Source organism: Isoptericola sp. NPDC056605 (genome assembly GCF_042792795.1).
GTDB lineage: Bacteria > Actinomycetota > Actinomycetes > Actinomycetales > Cellulomonadaceae > Isoptericola.
This window is the reverse complement of record NZ_JBHTVT010000014.1, coordinates 94,142-116,081: the sequence shown is the minus strand read 5'-3', so window position 1 is coordinate 116,081 and position 21,940 is coordinate 94,142. Positions and strand designations below refer to the sequence as shown.

Annotated in this window: 25 protein-coding genes; 4 read left to right on the top strand and 21 right to left on the bottom strand. The window is 71.4% G+C overall.

Going from position 1 to position 21,940, the window contains the following annotated elements:
- Positions 1–14 precede the first annotated feature (14 nt).
- Complete coding sequence (locus ACFQ8Y_RS15305; protein ID WP_430564951.1) at positions 15–362, top strand: hypothetical protein; 348 nt, start codon at positions 15–17, stop codon at positions 360–362.
- 477 nt (positions 363–839) lie between these two features.
- Here ACFQ8Y_RS15305 and ACFQ8Y_RS15300 read toward each other — a convergent pair whose 3' ends face one another.
- The 9 genes from ACFQ8Y_RS15300 to ACFQ8Y_RS15260 form a co-directional block, all read right to left on the bottom strand.
- The gene (locus ACFQ8Y_RS15300) at positions 840–1,070 is read right to left on the bottom strand and encodes a hypothetical protein (RefSeq protein ID WP_430564950.1); all 231 of its coding nucleotides are present in this window, start codon (positions 1,068–1,070) and stop codon (positions 840–842) included.
- A gap of 698 nt (positions 1,071–1,768) precedes the next feature.
- Complete coding sequence (locus ACFQ8Y_RS15295; RefSeq protein ID WP_430586038.1) at positions 1,769–2,695, bottom strand: DUF3560 domain-containing protein; 927 nt, start codon at positions 2,693–2,695, stop codon at positions 1,769–1,771.
- A 182-nt stretch (positions 2,696–2,877) separates the two neighbouring features.
- A complete protein-coding gene (locus ACFQ8Y_RS15290) occupies positions 2,878–3,342 on the bottom strand; it encodes a hypothetical protein (protein WP_430564947.1) in 465 nt (154 codons plus the stop codon).
- The gene (locus tag ACFQ8Y_RS15285) at positions 3,339–3,608 is read right to left on the bottom strand and encodes a hypothetical protein (RefSeq protein WP_430586037.1); all 270 of its coding nucleotides are present in this window, start codon (positions 3,606–3,608) and stop codon (positions 3,339–3,341) included. The genes ACFQ8Y_RS15290 and ACFQ8Y_RS15285 overlap by 4 nt, the downstream gene beginning before the upstream one ends.
- A gap of 168 nt (positions 3,609–3,776) precedes the next feature.
- Positions 3,777–5,087 (bottom strand): AAA family ATPase, encoded by a 1,311-nt coding sequence (locus tag ACFQ8Y_RS15280; RefSeq protein WP_430586036.1) that lies wholly within the window; start codon positions 5,085–5,087, stop codon positions 3,777–3,779.
- A 16-nt stretch (positions 5,088–5,103) separates the two neighbouring features.
- Positions 5,104–6,276: a hypothetical protein gene (locus ACFQ8Y_RS15275; RefSeq protein WP_430586035.1), complete on the bottom strand. Its 1,173-nt coding sequence runs from the start codon at positions 6,274–6,276 to the stop codon at positions 5,104–5,106.
- Positions 6,273–6,452, bottom strand: a complete 180-nt coding sequence (locus ACFQ8Y_RS15270; protein WP_430564943.1) for a hypothetical protein — start codon at positions 6,450–6,452, stop codon at positions 6,273–6,275. The genes ACFQ8Y_RS15275 and ACFQ8Y_RS15270 overlap by 4 nt, the downstream gene beginning before the upstream one ends.
- 64 nt (positions 6,453–6,516) lie before the next feature.
- Positions 6,517–7,767: a VWA-like domain-containing protein gene (locus tag ACFQ8Y_RS15265; protein ID WP_430586034.1), complete on the bottom strand. Its 1,251-nt coding sequence runs from the start codon at positions 7,765–7,767 to the stop codon at positions 6,517–6,519.
- Complete coding sequence (locus tag ACFQ8Y_RS15260; RefSeq protein ID WP_430564941.1) at positions 7,764–8,867, bottom strand: AAA family ATPase; 1,104 nt, start codon at positions 8,865–8,867, stop codon at positions 7,764–7,766. Before ACFQ8Y_RS15260 ends, ACFQ8Y_RS15265 begins: the two co-directional genes overlap by 4 nt.
- 223 nt (positions 8,868–9,090) lie before the next feature.
- Here ACFQ8Y_RS15260 and ACFQ8Y_RS15255 point away from each other — a divergent pair, with 223 nt between their 5' ends.
- On the top strand, positions 9,091–9,960 hold the full coding sequence (locus ACFQ8Y_RS15255) for a hypothetical protein (RefSeq protein ID WP_430586033.1): 870 nt from the start codon (positions 9,091–9,093) through the stop codon (positions 9,958–9,960).
- A gap of 21 nt (positions 9,961–9,981) precedes the next feature.
- On the opposite strand, the gene ACFQ8Y_RS15250 is transcribed toward ACFQ8Y_RS15255, so the two are convergent.
- Together ACFQ8Y_RS15250 and ACFQ8Y_RS15245 are read right to left on the bottom strand one after the other, a co-directional pair.
- Positions 9,982–10,479: a hypothetical protein gene (locus tag ACFQ8Y_RS15250; protein ID WP_430586032.1), complete on the bottom strand. Its 498-nt coding sequence runs from the start codon at positions 10,477–10,479 to the stop codon at positions 9,982–9,984.
- A 60-nt stretch (positions 10,480–10,539) separates the two neighbouring features.
- Positions 10,540–11,145, bottom strand: coding sequence for a hypothetical protein (locus ACFQ8Y_RS15245; RefSeq protein ID WP_430564938.1), 606 nt, complete (start codon positions 11,143–11,145; stop codon positions 10,540–10,542).
- Positions 11,146–11,326: 181 nt separating this feature from the next.
- Between ACFQ8Y_RS15245 and ACFQ8Y_RS15240 the strand changes: the two genes are divergently transcribed.
- Positions 11,327–12,103 (top strand): hypothetical protein, encoded by a 777-nt coding sequence (locus ACFQ8Y_RS15240; RefSeq protein ID WP_430586031.1) that lies wholly within the window; start codon positions 11,327–11,329, stop codon positions 12,101–12,103.
- Positions 12,104–12,193: 90 nt separating this feature from the next.
- Here ACFQ8Y_RS15240 and ACFQ8Y_RS15235 read toward each other — a convergent pair whose 3' ends face one another.
- The 7 genes from ACFQ8Y_RS15235 to ACFQ8Y_RS15205 form a co-directional block, all read right to left on the bottom strand.
- Positions 12,194–12,703, bottom strand: a complete 510-nt coding sequence (locus ACFQ8Y_RS15235; RefSeq protein WP_430564936.1) for a hypothetical protein — start codon at positions 12,701–12,703, stop codon at positions 12,194–12,196.
- A gap of 78 nt (positions 12,704–12,781) precedes the next feature.
- Positions 12,782–13,486, bottom strand: a complete 705-nt coding sequence (locus ACFQ8Y_RS15230; RefSeq protein WP_430586030.1) for a hypothetical protein — start codon at positions 13,484–13,486, stop codon at positions 12,782–12,784.
- Between the two features lie 188 nt (positions 13,487–13,674).
- Positions 13,675–14,091, bottom strand: a complete 417-nt coding sequence (locus ACFQ8Y_RS15225) for a hypothetical protein (RefSeq protein ID WP_430586029.1) — start codon at positions 14,089–14,091, stop codon at positions 13,675–13,677.
- A 185-nt stretch (positions 14,092–14,276) separates the two neighbouring features.
- On the bottom strand, positions 14,277–14,978 hold the full coding sequence (locus ACFQ8Y_RS15220; protein ID WP_430586028.1) for a hypothetical protein: 702 nt from the start codon (positions 14,976–14,978) through the stop codon (positions 14,277–14,279).
- A gap of 188 nt (positions 14,979–15,166) precedes the next feature.
- Positions 15,167–15,451: a hypothetical protein gene (locus ACFQ8Y_RS15215; RefSeq protein ID WP_430586027.1), complete on the bottom strand. Its 285-nt coding sequence runs from the start codon at positions 15,449–15,451 to the stop codon at positions 15,167–15,169.
- Positions 15,452–15,454: 3 nt separating this feature from the next.
- On the bottom strand, positions 15,455–15,874 hold the full coding sequence (locus tag ACFQ8Y_RS15210; protein WP_430586026.1) for a hypothetical protein: 420 nt from the start codon (positions 15,872–15,874) through the stop codon (positions 15,455–15,457).
- A gap of 210 nt (positions 15,875–16,084) precedes the next feature.
- Complete coding sequence (locus ACFQ8Y_RS15205; RefSeq protein ID WP_430586025.1) at positions 16,085–17,173, bottom strand: restriction endonuclease; 1,089 nt, start codon at positions 17,171–17,173, stop codon at positions 16,085–16,087.
- 142 nt (positions 17,174–17,315) lie between these two features.
- Here ACFQ8Y_RS15205 and ACFQ8Y_RS15200 point away from each other — a divergent pair, with 142 nt between their 5' ends.
- Complete coding sequence (locus ACFQ8Y_RS15200; RefSeq protein ID WP_430586024.1) at positions 17,316–18,206, top strand: hypothetical protein; 891 nt, start codon at positions 17,316–17,318, stop codon at positions 18,204–18,206.
- Positions 18,207–18,310: 104 nt separating this feature from the next.
- Here ACFQ8Y_RS15200 and ACFQ8Y_RS15195 read toward each other — a convergent pair whose 3' ends face one another.
- Genes ACFQ8Y_RS15195 through ACFQ8Y_RS15185 form a run of 3 tightly spaced genes read right to left on the bottom strand, consistent with a single transcriptional unit; the run spans position 18,311 to position 21,938 of the window.
- Positions 18,311–20,215, bottom strand: coding sequence for a DNA cytosine methyltransferase (locus tag ACFQ8Y_RS15195; RefSeq protein WP_430586023.1), 1,905 nt, complete (start codon positions 20,213–20,215; stop codon positions 18,311–18,313).
- Entirely contained in the window at positions 20,215–21,384 is a 1,170-nt protein-coding gene (locus ACFQ8Y_RS15190) for a hypothetical protein (protein ID WP_430586022.1), read from the bottom strand. The genes ACFQ8Y_RS15195 and ACFQ8Y_RS15190 overlap by 1 nt, the downstream gene beginning before the upstream one ends.
- A 29-nt stretch (positions 21,385–21,413) precedes the next feature.
- Entirely contained in the window at positions 21,414–21,938 is a 525-nt protein-coding gene (locus tag ACFQ8Y_RS15185) for a hypothetical protein (protein ID WP_430586021.1), read from the bottom strand.
- Positions 21,939–21,940: the final 2 nt, after the last annotated feature.

Below are 21,940 nucleotides of genomic sequence, written 5' to 3'. Positions count from 1 at the left end.
GTTTCGTTGACGACATGCCAGTCGACTTCATAATTCCCCGCGATGCAGTCGTCGCCGGACTACGCACATTGTGGCCGGGCGCCGAGATGCTTCCCGAGCGCAGCCAGATGCACGACGTGGGCTGTGTCTACCGCGGCACCGAATTGTGGGTCAGCCGCGGCGCATCAGGGCTCACGGTCGACGGAGACCTCGACTTCGGGTTCGAGGCTGTGACCTGGTTTCGATCCATCGTTCCTGACCACCTCGTCGTCATCGTCTCCGACCCCGACTACTCCTACTCGGCCGAAGTTCCACCGGGGGTCACCATCGATGCCCTCCGCACACTCGTCGCGAACAGTGGAGGCGCCATCACCGACGCCTGACTTGCCCGCGAACCGCTCATGTTCGACCATTCCACCACTCCCTGGGGACATGCGACCCTGGAGCGACGAATATCAAAACCCCAGCCAGGCTCGAATGAGGGCAGCCACCATGCGGTCCGCTCCGAGATTCCGCGCCACGCCGTCGTGATGGCCGTCGCGCTTGCTCTCGGGCTCCGGTGGGTGTTCTTCGACGCTAGCAGCGCCGCGGGGCCCAACGCGGTGGGTGTGGGGGGTATCCCCACACCCACCGCTGGCGTGTTCAACCGGGGAGGTGCTGGAGCCAGGCGCGCGCGGTGTTCCACGCGACGTCGACGAATGGCTCGCCGCGTCCATGCTCGGACCTCCGTCCGCACGACGGCCTGCCAGAACCCGTCCTCGGCCTGCCGGTAGTCGCCGGTGCGGGTGAAGCCACGGCGGGCGAGCACCTGGTCGGCGGCGGCGAAGACGTCGGGCGAGTAGCACCTGGGGGTCGGGTCTTCATCGGTCCTCGTCGCCGCGCATCGCTGCCAGGTTGGGGAAGCCGCGGATCGCGGTGCTGAACTCGGAGAGAGCGGCGCTCAGCTCGCGGTTCGCCTGGCCTAGCTCATCGTCGGCTTTGAGGTAGTCGTCGACGGCCGCCGCTGCGCGGTCGTTTCTGTCGGAGTACGCGGCCAAGTCGTCGGCGAGCGCGGCGATCTCTGTTGCGCCGGGTGCGGGCGTGGCGTCCATGCCCTGGGAAGGTGCGGGGAGGGGCGTCTGTGTGACGGGTTCTCGCGACATTGCTTGCCAACCGTTCTCAGAGGAGGGACGCGCGTCGAGCGTGGGCGGTCACAGCGGCCTGCATGAGGTGCCCGAGCGGGCGGGTCGCGCCGTCTTCGTCTGCGCCGCCGGTGAAGGCCGCGGGACCGAAGTAGGGCTGGTGGTCGTAGCCGAACTGGGCGGCGAGATACGAGGCAACGGGGTTGATCTGGTGGCTGGAGAGACCCCTCGTCGTGCACCCACATGTCGAGGCCGTCCGCGAGGCGCACGACCTCGAGGTTTCCGCCGATGGTCTCGCGCAGATGGCGGTACACGCCCTCTTCGCCGGCGGGCCAGTCAGCGACGTGCAGCTCGCCGTCGACGTCGATGGTCACGGCACGGAATCGGGTGAGCGTCGTCAGCATGTCCCCTCCAGCGGGGTTCCGAAGGGCTGGTCAGGCCCCCGTGTGGTGGTTGGTGCTGGCGACGCTACCGCTGGGCGCCGACACTCGTGGGCGTTGTGGGCACCAGGCCCGGGGCATGGGGTAGCGACCGCGCCCTGGTGTCGCCGAGCGGCCCGATGACCGGGACCGCAGGCCGCTAGCGCCACCAGTCGAGCAGGTGGCGCAGGATGTGTAGCTCGAGGGCGTCTTGGTCGCGCTGGTGGCTGATGGCTTGGGCGACGCGGCTCATCGGGTCGCTTCGTGGTCGGCGGGGCGGTGGTCTTTGACGTTGTGCCAGGGCGTCTTGCGGGTCCAGCTGTGGCCGGTCTGGACGCTGACGGTCTTGGTGTTGGCGCGGGCGACGCGGTACCAGGTGCCGCCAATCTGCACGGCGTCGCCCTTGTGGACGGTGGCGGCGCTGTAGTTGGTGGCGGTGCCGGTGGCGATCTGGTAGTCGCGTACGGCCTGCCAGTGGTCGATGTTGGCGCGCAGGAAGTCGATGGACTCGATCATGGCCAGGCGGCGGACGCTGTCGGGGTCGGCGCCGCGGCCGTCGTAGTGGGCGAGGTCGCGCTCTTCGCGGCGTAGCTGGGCGCCGAGGCGGTCGATCCGGCCCGCGACGACGGTCGGGGTGTTGCGGGTGTCCGTTGCGGCGGCGGCGATGGCTGCTGAGTCGCGGGCCTGGTGGGCGCGCTGCTGCTCCTCCACGCTGGCGGTGATGCTGCGGCGGATGCGCTCGGCGTCGCGCTCGGCGGAGGCCTGGGAGTGGTGCCCGATCAGGATGGGCTGGCCCTGCACGAAGCGGTGGGAGATCTGCTCGGCCTTGTCGTGGTGGGCGTCGGCCCGCTGCTGGGCCGCGTCCGCCTTCGCGGTGAGGCGCTGCGCCCGGTCCTGGGCGCGCTCGGCGCGGCGGGCCTCGGCGTCCTGGCGGTCGTCGATGGTGGCGTCGACGACGACGTCGACGTCGAACCCGGCGGCGCGCAGCGCGTCCGCGGTCCTGGCGATGAGGTGACGCTTGGGGGGCACGTCGCGGCTGCGGGGGATATACCAGCTGGTGATCTGGCGGCTCCAGCGCCAGCCGAGCGCCTTGACGACGTCGCCGGAGCCGTCGCCTCGCGACGTGCCGTCCAGGATCGTGCCCTCGGCTTCGGTGTGCTCGATGGTGAGCGACATAGCCCCTCCCGGGCTTCGGGGTGGCTGGTCAGGCCACCGGTGGTTGGTGCTCATCACGCTACCGGCCTCCCCCGACAGATGACCGACGGGAGGGCGCCGTGGCGGGCGGCATGGGGTGCCCCGCCTGAGCGGCCGGCAGGCGGGTGCCCCACGGCCCTGCTGCGGGCCGTGCGCGGGGTCCGCTACCGGTAGTCGATGAGCTCGGGGTCGAAGTCGAGCTGGGCGGGGCAGCGGCCGCACTCGATGTAGGTGCCTTCTCCGCCCTCGGTCCAATCGGCCGATCCGTTGAACAGCGCGGTGATGCGCCCGTCGGGGTGCACGGTGGTGTGCCAGGTGCGTCCGTACCCGTCCTCAGCCAGGCGCCATTCGTGCTCGCCGTCCACAGCTTCAGGGCAGGGTTCGGTGCCCTTGGCGAGGGCGATCTCGGCGTCGTGCTCGTCGAGCAGGCGCAGGGCGCGGGTCAGTGCGGAGCGCACCGCGGCGGCGGAGCCGAACAGGACCGCGGGGTCGTCAGCGGCCAGCACGACCGCGATGTCGGTGGGGATCTTGTCGCTCGCCTCTTCGTCGTTCCAGGGCTCGCCACGCCGGCGCAGCGTGACGCCGAAGAACGGGTGGCCGGCATCGATCCACTCGACCTCCGCGGTCACGACGCGTCTCCCTTCGTGGTCACGACGACCTCGCCGAGGTCGCCTCGTCGAGCGGTCAGGCGTCCGCACTCGCAGCCCAGGGGGCCGAGGCCTGCCCACTCCCATCCTTCGACGTCGTCGGCGGTCACGGGCCGGACCTTGGCCCCGCTGGTCGTGTGGCCGGTGGTCGCGGCGGTCATGCCTGCGCAGTGCGTCTCGCCGCACACCCACCGGTCGTGCGCGAGGTAGATCCGCTGCGGGTCGAGCAGGTTGATGAACGTCGTCATCGGGGGCCTCCGTCGGCCTTCGGAGCGGGTGGTCGGCCCGCTAGGTGGTTGGTGCCTACGACACTACCCACGCCTGCCGACACGAGGACGCCCTGAGCCTCCGGTGCGGGCGGCATGGGGTGCCCCGCACCCGGGGCCGGCGGGCTCGAGCTCGCCGGCCCCGGGGTCCTACAGTCCGAGCGTGTCCGCGAGTGCGAGGTGGGTGCTTGTGGCCGTCGTCGGGTCGGCAGCCCGGAGCACGGTGCGTGTGCTGGCGTCTGCGATCACGGTCAGGTGGGCGCGGTGGCGCGAGAGCATGACGCAGGTGCGTCCGAGGTCGGTGCCGAATCCGCTCGCCTCGCGGTATCCGGCCAGAGGGTGCAGGACGACGGCAGCGGGGCGCTCCATGCCCTGCAGTTGGTTGGCGGTGCCCACGAGGACGTCGGGCAGGTCAGACAGCATGGCGCGGATCGCGGCGGCTTGGCTGACGTGGGCGGTCACGACGGCGAGGTCCCCGGGGGTGACGGGTCGGGTGCCGGTATCCGTGGTGAGGGCCGTGGTGAGCAGGTCGCGGGTGGCGCTGGCACACGCGTTGGTGAGGGCGGGGTCGCCGGGGCCGGCGTTGGCGGTGACCGCGTGCCCGGTGATTTCCGGCAGGCGGTCGCCGTGGGCGTCGGTCAGGTGCTCAGGTGGGCGGCGGCTGGTGAAGGGCAGGTCGGGGTAGAACGCGGGCTGGATGAGGGCGGTGGTGTCGGGGCCGAGTCGCCAGGTGTGGCGCAGCGTCACCACGGAAACGGCGTCGCCGTGAGCGGCTCGCAGCGCGACGGGTGCGGGTACGTGCGGGCCGGTGGGCGAGTCGGCCCATCGTCGGGTCTGGCCGGTGACGACGGGATCGATCTGGCCGGGGTCCCCCACGCACACGACCTGGGCGGCGAACGCACCGAGAGCGCCGAGGTCGGCGTAGGTGGCCTGCCAGGCTTCGTCCACGATCATCACGTCGCAGGCGAGGTCGCGGGGATCGGCGTAGGTCCAGCGGGCCGTGGTGGCGATGATGACGCCGCCCCCGGAGTTCGGGTAGCGCACCGACCGGCCCTGGACGACGCGAGCCGCGCCACCCGGATCGAGGTCGGGGGCCGGTTGCTTGGCGGGCCACACGAGGCGGGCCGGGTAGTCGAGCGCGCCGAGTCGGCGGGCAATCTCTGCGGCTTGGTCGCGCGTCTGGGCCGCGATGCCCACTCGCAGGTCGGCACGGACCGCGAGCATGGCCGCCAGCAGCGCCACGAGGCGCGTCTTGCCGGCACCGGGCGGTGAGGGCACCACGACAGCGGGGTCACCCGACCAGGCCGAGTGCAGCACGCCCGCCGTGGTCGGGTCGTCCAGGATCACGGCGGCAGGGTGCGGCGGCGGGGCCGCGAGCGCCGGGGCGGACGCGGGCGGCGGGCCTGGTGTGCTCGGTGCAGGGTCGGGGGTGGCGGGTCGCAGCGTGGGGATGGTGCGCATGGGGTTGTTCCTTCCGTCAGGACGGTTCGGCACCGGCCACGAGGACGTCGAGGGGCACAGGGCGGCGTGTGGGAGTGGGGGTGCGGCCCGTGGTGAGCCAGGAGCGGCGTGCGCTGTACAGCGCCCGGTAGGTGCTTCGTCCGCGTCGTTGGAGGGAGGGGGACGGCGGGGAGGGCATGAGGGTCACGCGTGCGCCGTTGGGGGGTGCGCCGAGGCCAGTGGTGCCGGTGAGGCTGAGCACGAGGCGTCCGGCGCGGACGGTGGCGGTGTGGACCTGGGCGGTGAAGGGCAGGGCGTTGGTCGTGGTGGGGGTGCCGGTCCAGCCGGTGACGGTGTTGCCCGGTCGCAGGCGGGCGTCCATGCGGGTGCAGGTGACGTCGGTGCGGCGTGACTTGTCGGGTTGGGGCTGGTGGGCGGTGCCGGTGACGACGTGGCCGGTGTGGCGGGCGCGGTCGCGGTAGAGGGGGTCGCTGAGCAGGGCGGCGGCGTACAGGTCGGCGGCGTCGCAGCGTGAGCGCAGGCCGAGGGCGGCGCGGGTGGTGGTGTCGCGGCGTCGCCAGTCGAAGCCGTCGCTGAGGGCGCTCTGTGCGGCTCCGTAGGACCATTCGTCGTCTTCGGAGAGGACGTCGAGCCATTGCAGGGGGTCGCCGTCGCTGAGGCGGGTGTGCAGGTCGAGCAGGCCGGTCGTGGAGTCGTCGGGGATGGTGAGCCAGCGTCGCCAGGTGGAGGGTTGGCGTTCGGCGGTGGGTGCTTCTCCGAGGGTCCAGCGAGTGCGGCAGGCGTCGAGCGTGTCCACGACGGCGCGGCCCCCGGGGAAGTCGGCCCGGTCGCGCCACCACGCGATGTGCGCGGCGACGGCGTCGTGCTCGGAGTCGGCGGGGGCGGTCAGGGCGATGGTGTGCAGCAAGGGAAGGGTGCGCGGGTCGTCGGTGACGAGCGTGGCGGGGGTGTCGGCGGCGAGGGTGACGCCGAGGGAGGCGAGCAGCTCGAAGGCGTCGCGGCCCGTCGCGGTGCTCGCGGGGACGCCCGGTGCGGCGGCGGCGATGGTGACGGAGTCGCCGTCGCGGTGGGCGCGGACCGCGACCGGGCAGGGCGCGGCGGTGATGGGCGCGTGTGCGAGTCGGTCGGCCGGTCGGCGGGTGTGCGCGGCGTGCAGGCGTTGGCCGAGGTCGTACCACTCTGCGGTCATCGCGGGTCGCTCCCCTGGTCAGCGGCAGCGTGCCAGCCGTCTTGGATCGCCGCACCGAGTGCGTCGGGGGCGTCGGTGGCGCTGGCCGCGAGCGCCTGGGCGTCGTCGGGGGTGAGGTCGGTGCCGACGAGCAGGCGGGCGGTGTGGGCGTGCAGGGAGGGGTCGAGCGTGCTCATGGGTGGGCTCCCGTGTCGTGAGGGGTGGTCAGGCCCTCTGGTGGGTCGCTGGTGGTGCCGCTGGTTAGGCGGCGGGGTCGATGTGGACGGTGGTGGCCCACGGGGGTGTGCCGATGGGTGGGGTGGGGCGGATGACGGCGCACACGAGGTTGGCGCGGGTGGGGTGCTCGGGCCAGGGGGTGTCGCCGTCCGTGAGGACGATGACGACGTGCGGGGCGGGGGTCGCGTCTTCGGCGGCGGTGATGCCCACGCGCATGTCGGTGCCGCCGCCGCCGGTGAGGCGGACACTGGTGGCCGAGCGCACGCGCTGGGCGGTGCCGGTGGCGGCGTCGCAGGACAGCAGGCGCAGGTGTTCGCGGGCCACGCCGGAGGATCGCAGGACGCCGGTCACCTCGCTCATGGCGGCGTCGAGGTCGGTTTGGCCCATGGAGCCGGAGGTGTCCACGACGATGGACACGATGACCGAGGGGGCGCGCATGGCGGGCTTGATGATGCCGGGCACGGTGCGTCGGGACGGGCGGGCGTAGGTGTAGTCCGTTCGGCCCGCACGGTCGGCCACGGCGCGGCGCACAGCGGCACGCAGCAGGCGGTCCCATGCGACGGTCGGCGGGGCGAGGACGTCGGCAGCCCACCGGGTCAGTCCGGCAGGGACCGAGCCGCGCCCCTTGGCGTGCTGGACGTCCTGGACGGCCTGGGCGACGCGGCGGCGCACGAGGTCGCCTTCGGCGGGGGTCAGGGGCGTGCCGGCGTCGTCGTCCAGTGCGACGTTCGCGGGCAGTTCGCCGGGCGCGGCCGGGCTCCCGGAGCCGGAGCCGCACCCGGGCGAGCCGTCGTCGGGCAGGTCGGGCGCGTTGCCGTCCGGGGGCACGAGGTGGGCGTAGTACGTCTCCGCGAGGTCGCCGTCCTGGCAGCCCAGCGCGCTCGGGGTGACGACCCCTTCGGGCAGCGGGACACCGGCGCTGAGCAGGTCGTCGTTGATTTCCGCGTCCCCGGCGAGGTTCCACGCGAGGTGGTTGCGCGGCGTGGGCAGGTTCCCGGCGCGCCCGGCGTGGTCGCGCAGCAGGTGGCCCGCTTCGTGCAGCAGCACCGCGCCCACGGTGGTGGAGTCCCACCGGTTCGGGCCGGTCAGCAGGTCGGGGTCCATGTACAGCCGCCAGGTGCCGTCCACGGCGAACGTGCCCAGCCCGGGTGCCGCGACCGGCGCGACGGCGAACAGCGCGTGCATGAAGTACGGGGCGTTCTCGGCGGCGACGAGGCGTCCGAGCCGGAACGCCTCGAACTCGTCGCCGTCCAGGGGTCGGACCGGGGCGCTCATGCCGCCACGCTCCCGGCCAGGCCCGCCGCCGCGAGCACGGGGGCGAACTTGTCGCGCACGGCGGCAGGGACGCGCGCGCTGGCCGGGCGGCAGGCCGCGAGCGGGCGGGCGGCGGCAGCGGAGACGTCGGGTGCGCCTGCCTCTGCGGCGGCGAGCAGCGGCCCCCATGCCTTGCGCCAGGCGTCGGCGGACCCGGCGCTGGCAGCCCACCCGACGACGGCGGACAGCACGGCCCACACGCGGTCCGGGCGTCCGGTCCAGTCCACGATCGACGGGTCATCGATGACGGCGGCGGGGTCGGGCAGGTCGGCCTGGTCCACCCAGGTCAGGAACTCGACCCCGACACCCTCGCCCACGAGGCCGAACGCGAGCGCCTGGCGGGCGGCGGCGTCGTCGTCGCGCACGTTGGCCAGCGCCGTGGCGAGCATCGCCCAGACGCGCCGCGAGGGCCACGGACCGCCCGTGCTCGCGGCGGCGCGGGGGAAGGTGTGCAGGTGCTCGGGCTTGTGCCGGATGAAGCCGGTCACGAGCGCCTTGACGGACTCGACACGGGTCGGGTCGGCGGTGATCGCCCGGGACGCCGGGGGCGCGGCCCAACCGGTCGTCATGCCGTCGAGCCAGTCGTCCACCGAGGGGCGGAACTCGACGTGGCAGAACCGGTTGGCCAGCGGCGGGCTCATCTCCCACCCGTCAGCGGCGCGGTCGGGCGGGTTCGCCCCGGCCACCACCCGCACCCCGGCAGGCAGGGTCAGGTCCCCCACCGTGCGGTCGAGCGCGACGGCGAGCATCGCGGCCTGCACGGCGGGCGGGCAGGTGGTCAGTTCGTCCAGGAACAGGTACCCGGCACCGGCAGTGGCCAGGTGCTGAGCCCACGCGGGCGGGGACAGCACCACGCCCCCGTCTGACACGACGGGCAGCCCGGCGACGTCGGCGGGCTCGCGGATCGAGCCGAGCACCGTCTCGCACGGCACCCCTTCGGCGGCAGCCAGGCCCCGCACGAGGCTGGACTTGCCCATGCCCGGGTCGGACAGCAGCAGCACCGGCACAGCGGCACGCCCGCAGGCGTCGATCACGGTCACGGTGGTAGCGAGGTCGCTCATGGGTCATGCTCCGTTCGAAAGCGGCTGGTCAGGCCACCGGGTGGTTGGTACTGCCCACCGTTCCGCGTCACCGTGGACGTAGCAAGGGCGCTCGCCTCTTCCCCGGCACCCCATGCCGACGGTCCCGGCGTCACGACGCGCCGGGGCTAGCTCGGTGGGGCCGGGAGTTCCAGAAGAGCAACCTCGAGGTACCGGCCGGCGGTGGCGGACACAAGGAGGTCCGATGAGGCGATCGAAGTTGAACCGGGTGCGGGCGCCGCAGCAGGTGAAGCGGCACCCCGAGGAACTGTTCCGGGGGTATCTCGAGTCGTCTCCGCTACCGGCGGTCCGTTGGGTCGTCGACGCCGAGTGGGAGTACATGACGGGTGAGAATTACGTCGAGCTCGAGGACGGGTTCACGGATCCGCCGGTGCCTTTGGCGCTCGTCGATGCGTACGTCCGCGCAGACCGCGTGCGACGCTTCCGCGCGCGGTCTGGCTTCTTACCCCACGGACTCGACGATCCTGAAGGTGCGGCGTGGCTGGACCAGATGAGACGAGCCGCGTCGGGGATGCCGAATCGGTCCGGGATCGTGTGGAGCCGCGAGCTGCAATGGCTCATGGACACGGTCATCCCCGGCTGGCTGGACACTGGGCCGTCCTTCGTCCGGGACGATGTCCGCTTTCGCGCCCGTGCGACGGAGGTGGCTGCGTACCGGAAGCGCCACGGCGAGCTGCCGATGGCAGACGACCTCGGCATGTGGCTCCGTGCCACGCGTTTGTCCGCGCACGAGAAGGGTAGGGCGAAGTGGTCGCCCGAGAGGCAGCGCATCATGGACGACCTGGTTCCTGGATGGCAGGAGTCCACTGCGGCACCGCGGATCTCCTCTGACACGATCCGAACCAGAGCAGAGCAGATCGCCAGCTACCGCGAGGCCCTCGGACGGTTCCCCCCGAGCAACGCGCACGACCCGCAGATCAAGAGCCTCGGTACCTGGCTTGTGACGGTCAGGCGGTCGGCCCGCGGCGCGGGTTCTCTTAGGTGGTGCGACGAGTGGCAGCAGATCATGGACGAGGTCGTCCCGGGCTGGCAGAGCGCCTCACGAAAGAGCTGACGACGGCGCGGGTCTCCCGTCTCAGGTGCGCAAGTTGTCGACGATCGTCCCGACGGCGTCCGGGACGCTGCTGGCCGGCAGGGCGATGCTCAGCGCGTTCCACTCGTCGTCGGTGAGCTCCCGTCCAGCCCAGGTGTCGGCCTGCTCCCGGGAGACGAGGCCGACGCCGGCGCCAGTGCCCGGGTCGCCGTCGTAGATGGGTGCGTCGTTGAGGTTGATCCGTACTCGGTGGCCGTTGGGGGCGTCGACCTGCACGACGGGGACCTGGTCGATCTCGCCGTGGTAGGTCACTACCTCGACCTGGTCGATGTTGAGGGCCGCGGAGATCTCGTGTACGTCGAACTGCACGGTCACCCCCCGGGACTCGGCAGCTCTGACGGCGTCGAGCTCCTCGGGGTCTATGTCGTAGGCGTCACCAAACGCGGCGAGCGCCGCCCCGCGCGAGGTGTGGATCGTGGTCGCGAGGCCGTTGTCGGGGTCGCGTGTGGTCAGGGTCGTCAGCTGCACGGTCGTCTCCATCTCGTCTCGTGCCGTGGCCGGCGCCGCGAGCGCCATGGTGGGCTCGCGGCGCCGGCGCGGTCAGGCTGCTTCGCGGACGGGCACGATGAGGGCGCGGAAGCGGTCGCCGATGTAGGCGCGCACGGGGAGCGTGGGGTCCTGGAACTCGAACCGCACGGTGGCACCGTGGCGCTGGAGGACGGTGGCGCGCTTGCCGAGCTCGCCGTCCTTGTACGGGACCACCTTCGCCAGGCGGGCCAGGAGTGCGGGGTTGAACAGGACGTGGTCGACCTCGCCGGAAGCCTCGGCGCGGTCCCACAGGCGCGAGACCGCGGGGTACTCCCCCGCCACGCTCACGAACGTCCAGCTGCCGCCGTCGGGGTAGGTGAGCGTGACCTTCTCGTCCTCGACGCGCACCGCGGTGGGGTCACCGTTCTTGACGAGGGTCGCGACGTCGTCTCGACCCACCAGGAACGCGCTCCAGCCCTCCGGGTCGGGCGGCGTATCGCCTCCGAACGTCTGCTCCCCGATCATGAAGCGGTCCGTCGCGGTCGCGATGTTCACGTTCCGCTCCGAGTCCCACCGCACCTGCACTGCCTTGATCACGTCTCCGTCCAGCTTGGCGCTGGACATGAACAGCGCCGCCGATTGCACCGCGTGCGCGAAGCCCTGCCACTGCGAGCTCATAAGTCCTCCCGGACTCTCGAGGCGGATGGTCAGTCCGCCGTTTGGTTGGTGCCTTCGACACTACCCACGGCCACCGACTCCCGGGAGGGGTCCAGGCGCCGTGACGGGCGGCATGGGGTGCCCGTCACGGCGGCGGTGACGGGCTCTGTGCGGCGCACCTGGCGCCCGCTAATCTCGGGCGATGAGGTACGAGACGAACGTCCCCGAGGGGCTCCACCTCGGGGACTCGGACACGGACCCTGGCGCGAAGTCGGGGCTGTTGTTCGACGAGAGCAACCGGCTGGTCGGGCAGGCGACGTGGCGACCCGTCGAGGACCCGCCGCCGGTCGAGGAGCCGTGGGCTGACTCGTTCGTGAACGCCCACGACGCCCGCACCCAGGAGCAGCGCGAAGCAGATGCGGAACTAGCCGACCGGATCGCCGAACTGGTGGTCACGCTGGCCATCGTGGGAGCGGTCGCTGCGGCTCCGCGCGTGAAGCGGTTCTGGAGCATGTCCCTTGGGCCGAGGCTCAGGGCGCTGCGGGAGCGGTTGTCGTCGATCCGGTTACCGCGGTTGACGGCCGATGCGACGAGCGCGAACCGCGTGCGGCAGCTGGAGGAAGTAGGCAGCGTCGTGAGCTCCGAGCTCGCCGCCGTGGAGCCCGAGCCAGCCCTGGCGATGACGAAGGCCGAGTGGGACGCACGGGTGGCGGCCATGCTCGCAGCGGAGGCATTCCGCGACGAGCAGTTCGACATTCTGCGACGCGCCACGGTCGTCGACCCGAAGATGATCGTCGTCGGCGATGACCCGGACGAGAGGCTGACACCTCGCGACTTCGTAGTCCACGTGCAGCGCGCGCTGGAAGCCGCCGGCCCGGCAGCGCTGGACGACAGCCTGTACGCCGCACTGGTCGACGCAGCTCTCCAGGACGAGCCGACCACCGAGTCGGCGAAGCGGATTGGCCCTGCAGAGAGGTAGCCGACAACACGCTGAGGTCCCCGGTTCATTGGGCATGGGGTGCTGCTCTGGTGCCGGCAGCCCACGGGATCGTGGGCTGCCGGCACGCTGTCAGTCAGCGGCGGCGTTTGCGGCGGCGAGGGCGGCGATGTCGATCTGGCCGGCATACGCCACGCCCGGGATGGTGCGCGGCTCCGTGCCGTCCCGGTCCCCGTGGACCGCGGGGTCCGGCGCGGTCCAGTACCGGCCGCACTCGGCGCACAGCAGGTGCGTCGGCTCGGGCGTGCCCTGGCGACGCGACACGTACCCGCCGTCCGCGTCGGCGGGGAGGAAGCCGCCGCACTCGACGTCGTTGCCGCACGGGCACACGGGCGCGTCGAACCATCCGCCGGCGAACGTGAGCACGCGGGCGGCGACGACGGCGCGGGCCTGGTCCAGGACGGCCAGGACCTCGACGTCCGTGCCCTCGACCACGATGTGCTGCTCCGAGCCGTCGCACGTGAGCACCAGTTCCGGGACGTTCAGGGTGTCGTCCTCGTACTCGTCGCCGCCGTACTGGTCGGGCGTGAGGTAGGCGGCGGTGGTGCGGGAGGCGGAGATTCCGGCGAGGCGGTAGCCCACGGTCGGGCTCCTTTCGGTTGCAGCGTGGTGGGGTTGAAGGGTGTCCGGCCGCCGCTTGCGGCGCGGCCGGGCGGGCGGTCAGAGGGTGCGGAGGAAGTCGTTCGGCGCGAGGGTCAGCGGCTCCCCCTCGGCGGTCCACACGGTCACGTCCTCGCCGGTCGGCAGGCTGTATCGGTCCCGGGGGACGGCGATGCCAGTCACCACGGTGGGGCGACCGTCCGGGCGGACGACGGTCTGCCCCAGGGCGAGGGTGTGCGCACGCGTCACGGCGACGCCGTTGTACGTGGCGCCCACGGACCCGGTGACGCGGGCGTGCGCGATGGCGGCGGCAATGTCGCCGGCGTCGTCGTCGCTGCCGACGCCGGTGTGGTCCGGGTCGGCCAGGTCGATGAGCACGGTCACGGCGTCTGCGGGCTCGGTCCGGTCCGTCAGCACCTGGACGTCGGTCGCGTCGACCTCGGTGAAGCCATCGATGAGCAGCGCGTGGCACTGGGCGTGGTCGGCGGCGGCCAGGCTCGGGTACGGGCCGACGTGCAGGCTCGGGGAGTGCTCGCGTTCAACGAGAATCCAGTGCCCGTCGTGCGTGGCCTCGACTCCGGCGCCAGTCGCGGCGGCGGTGTCCGTGCACACGTGGCCTTCGGCGACGGACAGAAGCACCTCGATGCTGTCGCCGTGCTCGACGTCGCACAGCACGCTCTCGCACGCGGTGCAGGTGAGTTCGAGGTCGGTCTTCACGGGGTCGTCGGAGCGTCGGGCCTCGAAGTGGCTCGGGGTGAGGGTCATGGTGCGGTCCTTCCGGTGAAGCTTGGGCGGGGTGGTACGCCGGTCGCTGGCGGCGCGGGGTCGCGCTCGGGGTGCCAGGCCCGCCCGGGAGGGGTGGGCCGGGCCCGTTGGTCACTCGCCGGGGACCCGGCCCGAGCGGTACGCGTTGTGCAGGCAGGACCCGCTCATGCCGGCGCCCAGGTCACTGGTCAGCGGGTCGGCGCCTGCTCGCCGTCGGCCAGGGCCTGCCGCTGCTCGTTCAGGCGGGCGCCGCACTCGCACCACGTGCTCTCGTCGGTGCCGGGGACCACGGGGTACTCGTGGTCGCCGCACTCGCAGGTGAACGTCTCCGGCTCGTCGTCCACGTCGGCGTCGTCCAGGGCGGCGTACCCGGCGGCGAGGGTTCCGGCCAGGCGCTGGCTCACCCCGTCGGCGCATACGCACGACACGGTGCCATCGGTGAGGTAGCCGTCACCCTGCTCGATGGGGTCGGTGCTGTTCCGGGCGTGGGTCTCGGCGTCCCACTCGGCGATGTTCTCGACGGCGCAGCCGACGGCGTGGGCGTAGCAGGTCGCTGTGTGCCGAGCGCGGATGGAGGGTGTGGGGGTGCTCGTGGTGTGCGTCATCGCGGGGTGCTCCGCTCTTCGAGATGGCTGGTCAGGCCATCGGGTGGTTTGGTGCTCACGACACTACCGACCGCTACCCACAGCGCGAGCGATTCGGACCCCGTGGCGGGCGGCATGGGGTGCCCGGCACGGGTGAGGCACCGGCGTCCGATGCCTCACCCGCTCGAGCTCGCCGGATTCGGTGGCTACCGCTCGGAGGAGGTCCAGTCGAGGTCGGACGAGTTGAGATGTGCCCAGACGTCATCACGCTCGAGGTCGTTGATCGCGTCGTCGACGCTCTCGGCGTTGCGGGTGATGTAGAGGGTCGCGGTGACTTCGACGCGCAGGTCGTAGTCGCGGGTGCGTCGGCGCATCCCGTGCTCCTCCATGAACTCGTCGAACCGCTCGCACAGGGCGTTGTCGTTGGCGTACGTGTGCGCCTCATCGGTGAGCCGCTCGATCCACTCGGCTCGGTCTGCTGCGGCAGCCTGCTGGGCTCGGCGCTGGTTCGAGATTGCCGTCATCGCCGCGCGCATACCCGGCTCGGGCGGGCCGGTCACGATCTTGCGGGCGTCGAGCTCGGTGATGGCATGCTGCCCGGAATAGACGTCCCCACTCGGGGAGACCCACACCGTCCAGAGGTTCCCCTCGCGTAGCGCTACGGCCCCGGTGAGGGCCGTGTCGGTCCCGACCCACACGCGCGGGTCGCCGTTCACGGTGACCGGCTCCCCTGTCGTGGGCAGGACCACGACCCCGCCGGCGGCGAGCGCCCGGCCCGGCTCGTGCTCGACGTACAGGGTGTCGCCGTCCACGCGGGTGACGGTCGTCAGTTGCCCGTTCGCTATGGCCTGCCGGCCCTCCAGGGCCAGGGCCGTGGTGGGCGCGTCGATGGTGCTGGTCTCGGACATGACGGTTCTCCGTCCGTTCGGGGTGGCTGGTCAGGCCACCGATTTGGTTGGTGCTTCGACGCTATCGGCGCTCGCCGGCGGGCGACAGCCCCGCCCCAGCTGCACCGGGCACCCCATGCCCGCTGCCTCAGTAGCAGCGCGCCGGCCCCGTGGTGGACGGGGCCGGCGCGCTGTCGGGACGGGGTGGGTCAGGTGGTCGAGGGGCGTCGGCCGTCGACGTCGCTCGCCGACGGGTCGTCCTGGTGCGTGGTCGGCTGCTCGACCAGGTGCAGGGCGTCTCGGTCGTTGCCGTCGATGTGCTTGTGCTCGGCCTGGGGCAGCCACCATGCCTCGATCCCCTGCTCGGGGAACTCCCCTGTCGGCACGGCGCCTCTCAGGTGAGCCACGAGGTGGTCGACGAGGATCTGTGCGGCCTCCTCCTCGGTGGGCGCGTTGACGTCGAACAGCACCGGGATCATGTGCTCGTGGACCATCGCTCACACCTCCCGCACGAGGATCGTGTGGGTGCCGATGCGGTACCGCGCGGGCCCGTTGGGCTCGAGCATCTCCTCGAGCAGGCCGAGGTAGGCGTACGGCGCGTTGGCCAGGATCAGGTCCCGCCGGTCGGCCGTCGGGGGCACGTAGCAGGTGGAGTGCCACTCGAAGCGCTCGCCGCCCCACGTGAGGATGTCGATGCGCACCTCTCCCGCGTGGTCGGCCCGGCGTACCTCGACCTCGGTGACACCCCAGTCGTCGAGCGCGAGGCTCCGCTCCCCGACGGCCCCGTCGACGAACACCACCTCACGCGTCGCGTGGCGCACGCGCCCCCATGCCAGCGTGCCCAGGACCCGGAACTCGTCCCCGGTCCTCAGCGCGTCGATCCTGGCGCACTCGATCGTCTGCAGCGCAGCGTTCATCGTGGATCACTCCCTGCGGCCAACAAGCGGGCCGGCCCGGTCAAAGTGGCTGGTCAGGCCACCGATGTGGTTGGTGCTCTCGACGCTACCGGCCACCACCCACACCAGGCGGCTCCTCGCCCACCTCCCACGGCACCCCATGCCCCCAGTTCCGGTATCCAGCACAGGGCCTGTCGGGCGACGCGGGTGTCGTAGCGGGAGATCCGTGAGCTACACGAGGGTCCAGGGGCCGCCATCGCGGTAGTCAGAACTATCGACGTCGCTGCGCTGCAGGTGCTGCTCGCTCGTAAGTCCGAAGAGTTGGGCGTCGATGGCGGGGCGCCACCATTCGGGAACTTCCGCCATCCTCTCAACCGCCCAGATGTACCAGTCGGTGTCCACGTCGGTGTAGCGGAGGTCGTTCCCGACGGGTCGCGACTTCCACCGATCGGTGAGCCGGAGCTCGCCTTCCGAGTCTCGGCGATACGCGTCGGCGAGAAACACCTTCGCCCTGTCATCCAGTGTCTTGGCACGACCGCGTTCCTTGCTGGCGACCAGTCGGGCGTATACCTCTAGTGCACGGTGCCGCCAGTGCGCGAGTGTATGGATCCACTCCTGCCAGGAGCGCTCCACTCCCAACTCCGCGACGATCGCGTTCGTGAGAACCGCAGACTGGTCATCCTCGGCCCAGGCCTGCCGCACGTCCTCGAGCATGGCCAGGATCGACATCAGTTCGACCAGGACGAACCGCTGAAGGTCCTCAACTTCGTCGGCTTCCAAGGTGCGTGCGAATGAGAACTGCTCGCTGAACCGCACGGCGGCGGCCAGCTCGCGGTCGAAGGTGGCGGCCGCGGCGGCTGCATCGCGATGGAGTCGTTCGCTCGCGGCGTCCCGTTCCGTCTCAGGAGTAGTCGTTGCGCTGCGCGCTTGGAGCTGGCGCGCGCGGTCGTTGGTGGGGTGGACGTCGCCGTAGATGTTGTATGTGAAGAGGCCGAGCTGGGCAGTGTTGGCGTATTCGAGCGCCGCTGCGGTGTACCCGGACAGGGCGTAGAAGAGAGCGTCCTTCGTCCTGTGGGAGGCGCCGACGTGCTGTTGCACTTCCGGGCTGCCGACGGGCGTGTTGTGGTGCTTCACCTGCGCCAGCGCACGAGCCGACACGACGTCAATGCCTCCATCTGCGCCGGATGGTGTGAGGGCGGCATCGCGGAACCCGAGCACCTCACACATATGCCACCGTGCGAGCTCCTCTGCGTCGCGCCAGTCAGCCACAAGGATCGCGCGGGTGTGGCGAGAGGAGCGGAACGGCGTGGGTGCGGCCATTGGCCCATGATGGTGACTCAGGCACCCACCCGCGACCGGGTCCAGTCATACCCGCGGGGTCTCTGATTTGCCCGGGTGATTTGTCGTCGCTCCCGGCACCCGATCGATGTCGGACGACCTACTGTCTCCGCGTGAGGACCGCATGAACGTCACCCGTCGCCCCGCGACTGCTTCCGTCACAGTCGGCGTCTTCGTCTTGCTGGCCGCGTGCTCCCCCGCTGAGAACAACCCCCCTGCCGACAGCGCCGCATCACCTATCCCGACGGTCACGGCCGCTCCGACGACCGAGGAACCCAGCCCTCTGTCGTCCCTCGAGCCGACCGAGGAATCACCCGAGCCCGTGGTACTCGACTGCTACGACGACGAGCAGGGTGACCTGTACATCACCCGCGACGACGGCACTCAAATGCAGACCGATCTCGCGGCGCTGTGGCCGAGCGAATATGACCTGTGCGACACATGGGAAGCCGTCACCCCCACCACCGGCCTCGAGCTCGCTGCCTACGACGCTTCCGGATACGACGACAACGACATCGGCGTGCTGTACGCGATATGCGCCCAGAACGACGCCGCTGACGATTACGCCACGGCGGACATGCTCACGAAGCCGCAGAAGAACGAGATTCGTGCCGCGATGATGCTGTGCCCGGACCACCCGCTCGCCGGCGACTGGGCCGCCACGATCAAGCGGTCCAGCAAGACCGAGAAAAAGGTGAAGGCCGAAGCCGAGGACGCCGCCCGCGCCGTTGCAGTCGCCGAGCGGTACGGCCACGTGTCGCAGTACGTCATCGATGCTTTCGAAGACCCCGAGTACCTGGCCGCGTTCGAGCCGCTGGTGTGCGCCGGGGTGCGCGACACAGGCTCCCTGGACGAGCGCGGTGGTCTGCGCGGCCTGGTGATGGACTCCACCTCAGACCAGGCCGAGCCCGCCGCCCCGGGTGTCTGGCAGACCATGCGTGTCATCCAGACCGGCTGCCCGGAGCGCGAGGACAAGTTCGTCGGCATGCTCGACGCCTGGGACGAGGCGCACTGACCATGGCCGTGCGGCGCAGGGTGAAGGTCACGCTCTGGGTCGTGGGCCACCCCGACGCCGGCGTGAAGTTCGAGACGGCGCCCTGACCTGCCGTCCGTGCTCGCTCACGCCGCCAGGGAGAACGAGACCCGCTCGCCGGTCAGGGCCTCCATGACGACCGCCATGATGTCGCGCGACGCGGGCGGGGTGACGGCGTTGCCTGCCATCTTGACCAGGTCACGGTTCGAGGGCGTGCGGCCCTTGTCGTTGAGCGCGTCCCACCGGTAGGTCTTCGGGAAGGCCATGCCCGCCGCGACCTCGTGCGGGCGGAACATGCGGAAGAGCACCTCCGGCACCATCTCCATCGCGGCTGCCATGTCCTCCGCGGTGACGCGGGGGCGCAGCTGCTGGAGCAGGGACTGGTGCCCGCCCGTGGTGAGCGTGCGGAGCTCCTCGAACGCGGGCGTGGTCATCTCGGCGCCACCGGAGTTGTGGCGGTGGATGAGCGCGTCCCGGTCGGGCGCCGTCGTGAGCGCGTACCGGTCTCGGGTGGTGAGCGCGCCGACGGGCTCGCTCACCGGGCGCCCCTCGCGCGCGGTCCCGTAGTAGGGGGTGACGAGCGCGTACGCCTCACGCGTGTGCAGCGTGCGCAGGGCCTCGTCGGTGGTGCGCGCGTCGTCGTTCCACGACCCGCCGGCCGGGGTGACGAGCCCGGAACCGCCGCCGGTCGCGGTCGTGAGCGTCGGCGCAGACTCGGACGTCCGCCGGGCCCGGTTCTGGTGGTTATTCGTCATGACCAGCGGCTCACGGTCGGTGACGAGGCCGTGGTGGTTCCCGCCGGCGGTGAAGGTCCCCGCCGGCTGGGCGACCGAGCGCGCGGTCGAGGTGCCGTACATCTCGGTGATGAACGGCTGGTGCGCGAGGGTGGTCTCCGCGCGCGTGGTCTGGGTGCGCATCGGGATGTCGAGCGGCAGGGTTTCCTTACCGTCGCGGCCCTCGACCGGCACGGCGAGGCCCTTGCTGTTGCTGGTGTGCAGCGCGCGCATGGCCTGCTCGACCGGCCACGCTCGGTAGTACGCCTCCGGGTCGCCGTGGTTCGGGTGCGCTGGGTCGGCGGCGTCGTACGTGTTGCCGGCTGCCTCGAGGGTGAGCGGCGACCAGTAGCGGGCGATGCCCGCCGCGATGCGCGCGCGGGTCTTCGGCTTGAGCCGGTCACCGATGCGCTCGCCGGGGATCGACCAGTCGATCGCGGCTGACGCAGGCAGCCAGTCGGGCTCGACGACGGTGCCGCACTGGCTGTGCACGTAGAGGTAGGTCTGGCGGTAGCGGCCGACCTTCTTGCCGTTCTTCCATGACTGGACGGCGGCGACCACCTCGCGGCACTTCGGGCAGTACGCCTTGGGGCGCAGGATGCGGTCGAGCTCGGGAGCGCGCTCCCCCTCGCGCCAGCACACGATGTAGATGCGGTCGCGCGACTGTGGCGCGGGCTGGCCGTAGGTGCTGGCATGCATGGAGTTCAGCGAGATGACGCGGAAGCGGTAGCCGAGTGCGGAGAGCTGCTTGCGCCACTCGTACCAGGCAAGGCGGTAGCGGCTTTGGGTGGCGATGTCGATCACGTTCTCGACCACTAGGTACCTGTAGGCGTGGTGCTCGGCGTACCTGAGCACGTCGAACATCAGCAGGCGCGAACGGGTCGTGGCCTCGGCCGACAGTGGGTCCTCGAACAGGCCCTCCTCGATGGCGGGAAGCGGCGCCGAGCCGTTCGCCTGGGACCACTTCGTGCACTCGGGGCTGAACCACGCGACGTCGGTCGTGGGGAAGAACGCGGGGTCCTCCTGGTGCAGGTCGACTGACGAGTGGTCGGTGTCCGGGTGGTTGAGGTTGTGCACCGCGACGGCGAGATGCCAGTGGTTCGACGCGTGGATGATCCGCAGGCCGTCGATCTGGGCCATGCCGGTGCTAGACCCGCCGCCGCCGCAGAAGAAGTCCGAGGCGGTGACGTCGCTGGCCGTGCGCATGCTGATCAGCATCAGCTGTCCGCCTTGCGAGCTGCGGCCGGGGCGGCCGCGTGCGCGCGACGGAAGGCGACCTGCACCACGGGGTCCTCGGACTGGGCCGGGCCGGCCATGGCGCGCCAGGCCTCATTGATGTCGACCTGGCCGGCAGCTGCGGCGCGTGTCGCGAAGCTCGCGCGGCCGGGAACGACGACGTCGTCCGTTGTGGCCGGCAGGAGTGCTCGTAGGTCGTGCGACCCGAGCACTTCCTTCTCCATGAGCGCGGAGGCGATGGCGTCGACGACGTCCTGATGAGCGAGCAGGATGCGACGTGCCTCGGAGCTGGCGGCAGCGAGGAGGGAGTCGGTGGTCAGCGGCCCTGTGTATCCGGTGGGGCGCAGGCCGGTGGAGACGATGATTGCGGCGTCCTTGGTCGCCGATTCGACGTCGTTGGTTGATCCGTGGTCGTGCTGGCCGCTGAGGATGTCGATGGCGCGGCCGGCGAGCCCGGACCGCATGCGGATCCAGGCTGCGTCGTGCTCGGCGGGGAACGGGACCGGGAGGATGGAGTGGGTCTGGCCGCCTGTCGTCTCGGTCGCCCGGATGTCGGCCTGGAGGACGGTGCAGCCGATCACGTGCCCGACGACCGCATGCGCGGCCTCGTGCCGCGCGAACGACTCGCGCCCCCGCGCCCGGTAAGTGCCCTCCACCCAATGGTGGTGGCGGTCCTCGGCGTAGGCGAGCACCTTCTCGGGGGTCGCGTCGTCGTCGACGTTGGCGATCACCCACGTCGCGTACGGCTCCCCGTACAGGCCGCACAGGCCGAGCCACACGGTGCGCAGGGGCGCAGGAATGCCCTCGAGCTCGGCGTGGCGGTGGGTTCGGGCCGAGAGGAGCCGCGCAGTCGGGATCGCCGCGAGCGCCGGTCCCTGTCGGCGGCGTCGCGCTGTGATGCGGCGGATCGCCGTGATGCGGGTGAGTGCGATGAGCACGGTGCCGCCGACGGCGAGCAGTGCGGCCTGGTCCGCGGGGGCGGCGTCGGCGTAGTGCTGGATGAGGGAAGCGATCGCGGGGGCGATGCCGAGCCAGATCGCGCACAGCAGGACCGAGGTCACGATGGCCACGAGGTGGGCGTCGCACCACCCTGCGACGGCGCGCCAGGTGTGGCGTAGTGCGCGGGTGGTTCGGGCGATCTGGCGGGGCATCGGGCTCTCCTTGGTGCTCGTCGCGGGGGTCATCGGGTTCCTGCTGTGATCTGGACCTCGGTGACGGGGCGCCCGCACGCGGTGCATTGCTGCCTTGGGGGCTGGGTGGCCGTGTCGATGCAGTCCTGGCACCAGTTCGCTGTCTCGATCTGGGTGCAGTAGCTGCAGACCAGCTGCACGCGCAGGTCGGATGGCCCGTCACAGGTCTCGGCCTGGATCCACCCGTAGTCGAGGTCGAACCGGATGAGCGCCCTCTGGCACAGCCAGGACACCGGGTTTTCGAGCGGGGGGCGCGAGCGCCACCAGGCGGTGGCGAGGTGTCGTCCGGCGAGGGCGGTGAGGACGCTCAGGGCGACCCCGACGGCGGCGCTGAGCCAGAACGTGGCGTCGGTCCAGCGGGCCAGGAGGATCGCGCCGGTGGCACCGGAGACGGTGACGGCCAGGAGGTAGTACATGGCCCAGGTGGGGTGCATGGGGGCCGGCAGGCGCAGGCGCAGCGAGTGGAGGTAGATCGTGTCGATGGGCAGCGTGCGGGGACGGCGTGTGGTGGGCATCG

Coding starts and splice junctions, on each gene's coding strand:
- ACFQ8Y_RS15305 (WP_430564951.1), top strand. CDS start 15: ATGCCAGTCGACTTCATAATTCCCCGCGATGCAGTCGTCGCCGGACTA.
- ACFQ8Y_RS15300 (WP_430564950.1), bottom strand. CDS start 1,070: ATGGACGCCACGCCCGCACCCGGCGCAACAGAGATCGCCGCGCTCGCC.
- ACFQ8Y_RS15295 (WP_430586038.1), bottom strand. CDS start 2,695: ATGTCGCTCACCATCGAGCACACCGAAGCCGAGGGCACGATCCTGGAC.
- ACFQ8Y_RS15285 (WP_430586037.1), bottom strand. CDS start 3,608: ATGACGACGTTCATCAACCTGCTCGACCCGCAGCGGATCTACCTCGCG.
- ACFQ8Y_RS15280 (WP_430586036.1), bottom strand. CDS start 5,087: ATGCGCACCATCCCCACGCTGCGACCCGCCACCCCCGACCCTGCACCG.
- ACFQ8Y_RS15275 (WP_430586035.1), bottom strand. CDS start 6,276: ATGACCGCAGAGTGGTACGACCTCGGCCAACGCCTGCACGCCGCGCAC.
- ACFQ8Y_RS15270 (WP_430564943.1), bottom strand. CDS start 6,452: ATGAGCACGCTCGACCCCTCCCTGCACGCCCACACCGCCCGCCTGCTC.
- ACFQ8Y_RS15265 (WP_430586034.1), bottom strand. CDS start 7,767: ATGAGCGCCCCGGTCCGACCCCTGGACGGCGACGAGTTCGAGGCGTTC.
- ACFQ8Y_RS15260 (WP_430564941.1), bottom strand. CDS start 8,867: ATGAGCGACCTCGCTACCACCGTGACCGTGATCGACGCCTGCGGGCGT.
- ACFQ8Y_RS15255 (WP_430586033.1), top strand. CDS start 9,091: ATGAGGCGATCGAAGTTGAACCGGGTGCGGGCGCCGCAGCAGGTGAAG.
- ACFQ8Y_RS15250 (WP_430586032.1), bottom strand. CDS start 10,479: ATGGAGACGACCGTGCAGCTGACGACCCTGACCACACGCGACCCCGAC.
- ACFQ8Y_RS15245 (WP_430564938.1), bottom strand. CDS start 11,145: ATGAGCTCGCAGTGGCAGGGCTTCGCGCACGCGGTGCAATCGGCGGCG.
- ACFQ8Y_RS15240 (WP_430586031.1), top strand. CDS start 11,327: ATGAGGTACGAGACGAACGTCCCCGAGGGGCTCCACCTCGGGGACTCG.
- ACFQ8Y_RS15230 (WP_430586030.1), bottom strand. CDS start 13,486: ATGACCCTCACCCCGAGCCACTTCGAGGCCCGACGCTCCGACGACCCC.
- ACFQ8Y_RS15225 (WP_430586029.1), bottom strand. CDS start 14,091: ATGACGCACACCACGAGCACCCCCACACCCTCCATCCGCGCTCGGCAC.
- ACFQ8Y_RS15220 (WP_430586028.1), bottom strand. CDS start 14,978: ATGTCCGAGACCAGCACCATCGACGCGCCCACCACGGCCCTGGCCCTG.
- ACFQ8Y_RS15215 (WP_430586027.1), bottom strand. CDS start 15,451: ATGGTCCACGAGCACATGATCCCGGTGCTGTTCGACGTCAACGCGCCC.
- ACFQ8Y_RS15210 (WP_430586026.1), bottom strand. CDS start 15,874: ATGAACGCTGCGCTGCAGACGATCGAGTGCGCCAGGATCGACGCGCTG.
- ACFQ8Y_RS15205 (WP_430586025.1), bottom strand. CDS start 17,173: ATGGCCGCACCCACGCCGTTCCGCTCCTCTCGCCACACCCGCGCGATC.
- ACFQ8Y_RS15200 (WP_430586024.1), top strand. CDS start 17,316: ATGAACGTCACCCGTCGCCCCGCGACTGCTTCCGTCACAGTCGGCGTC.
- ACFQ8Y_RS15195 (WP_430586023.1), bottom strand. CDS start 20,215: ATGCTGATCAGCATGCGCACGGCCAGCGACGTCACCGCCTCGGACTTC.
- ACFQ8Y_RS15190 (WP_430586022.1), bottom strand. CDS start 21,384: ATGCCCCGCCAGATCGCCCGAACCACCCGCGCACTACGCCACACCTGG.
- ACFQ8Y_RS15185 (WP_430586021.1), bottom strand. CDS start 21,938: ATGCCCACCACACGCCGTCCCCGCACGCTGCCCATCGACACGATCTAC.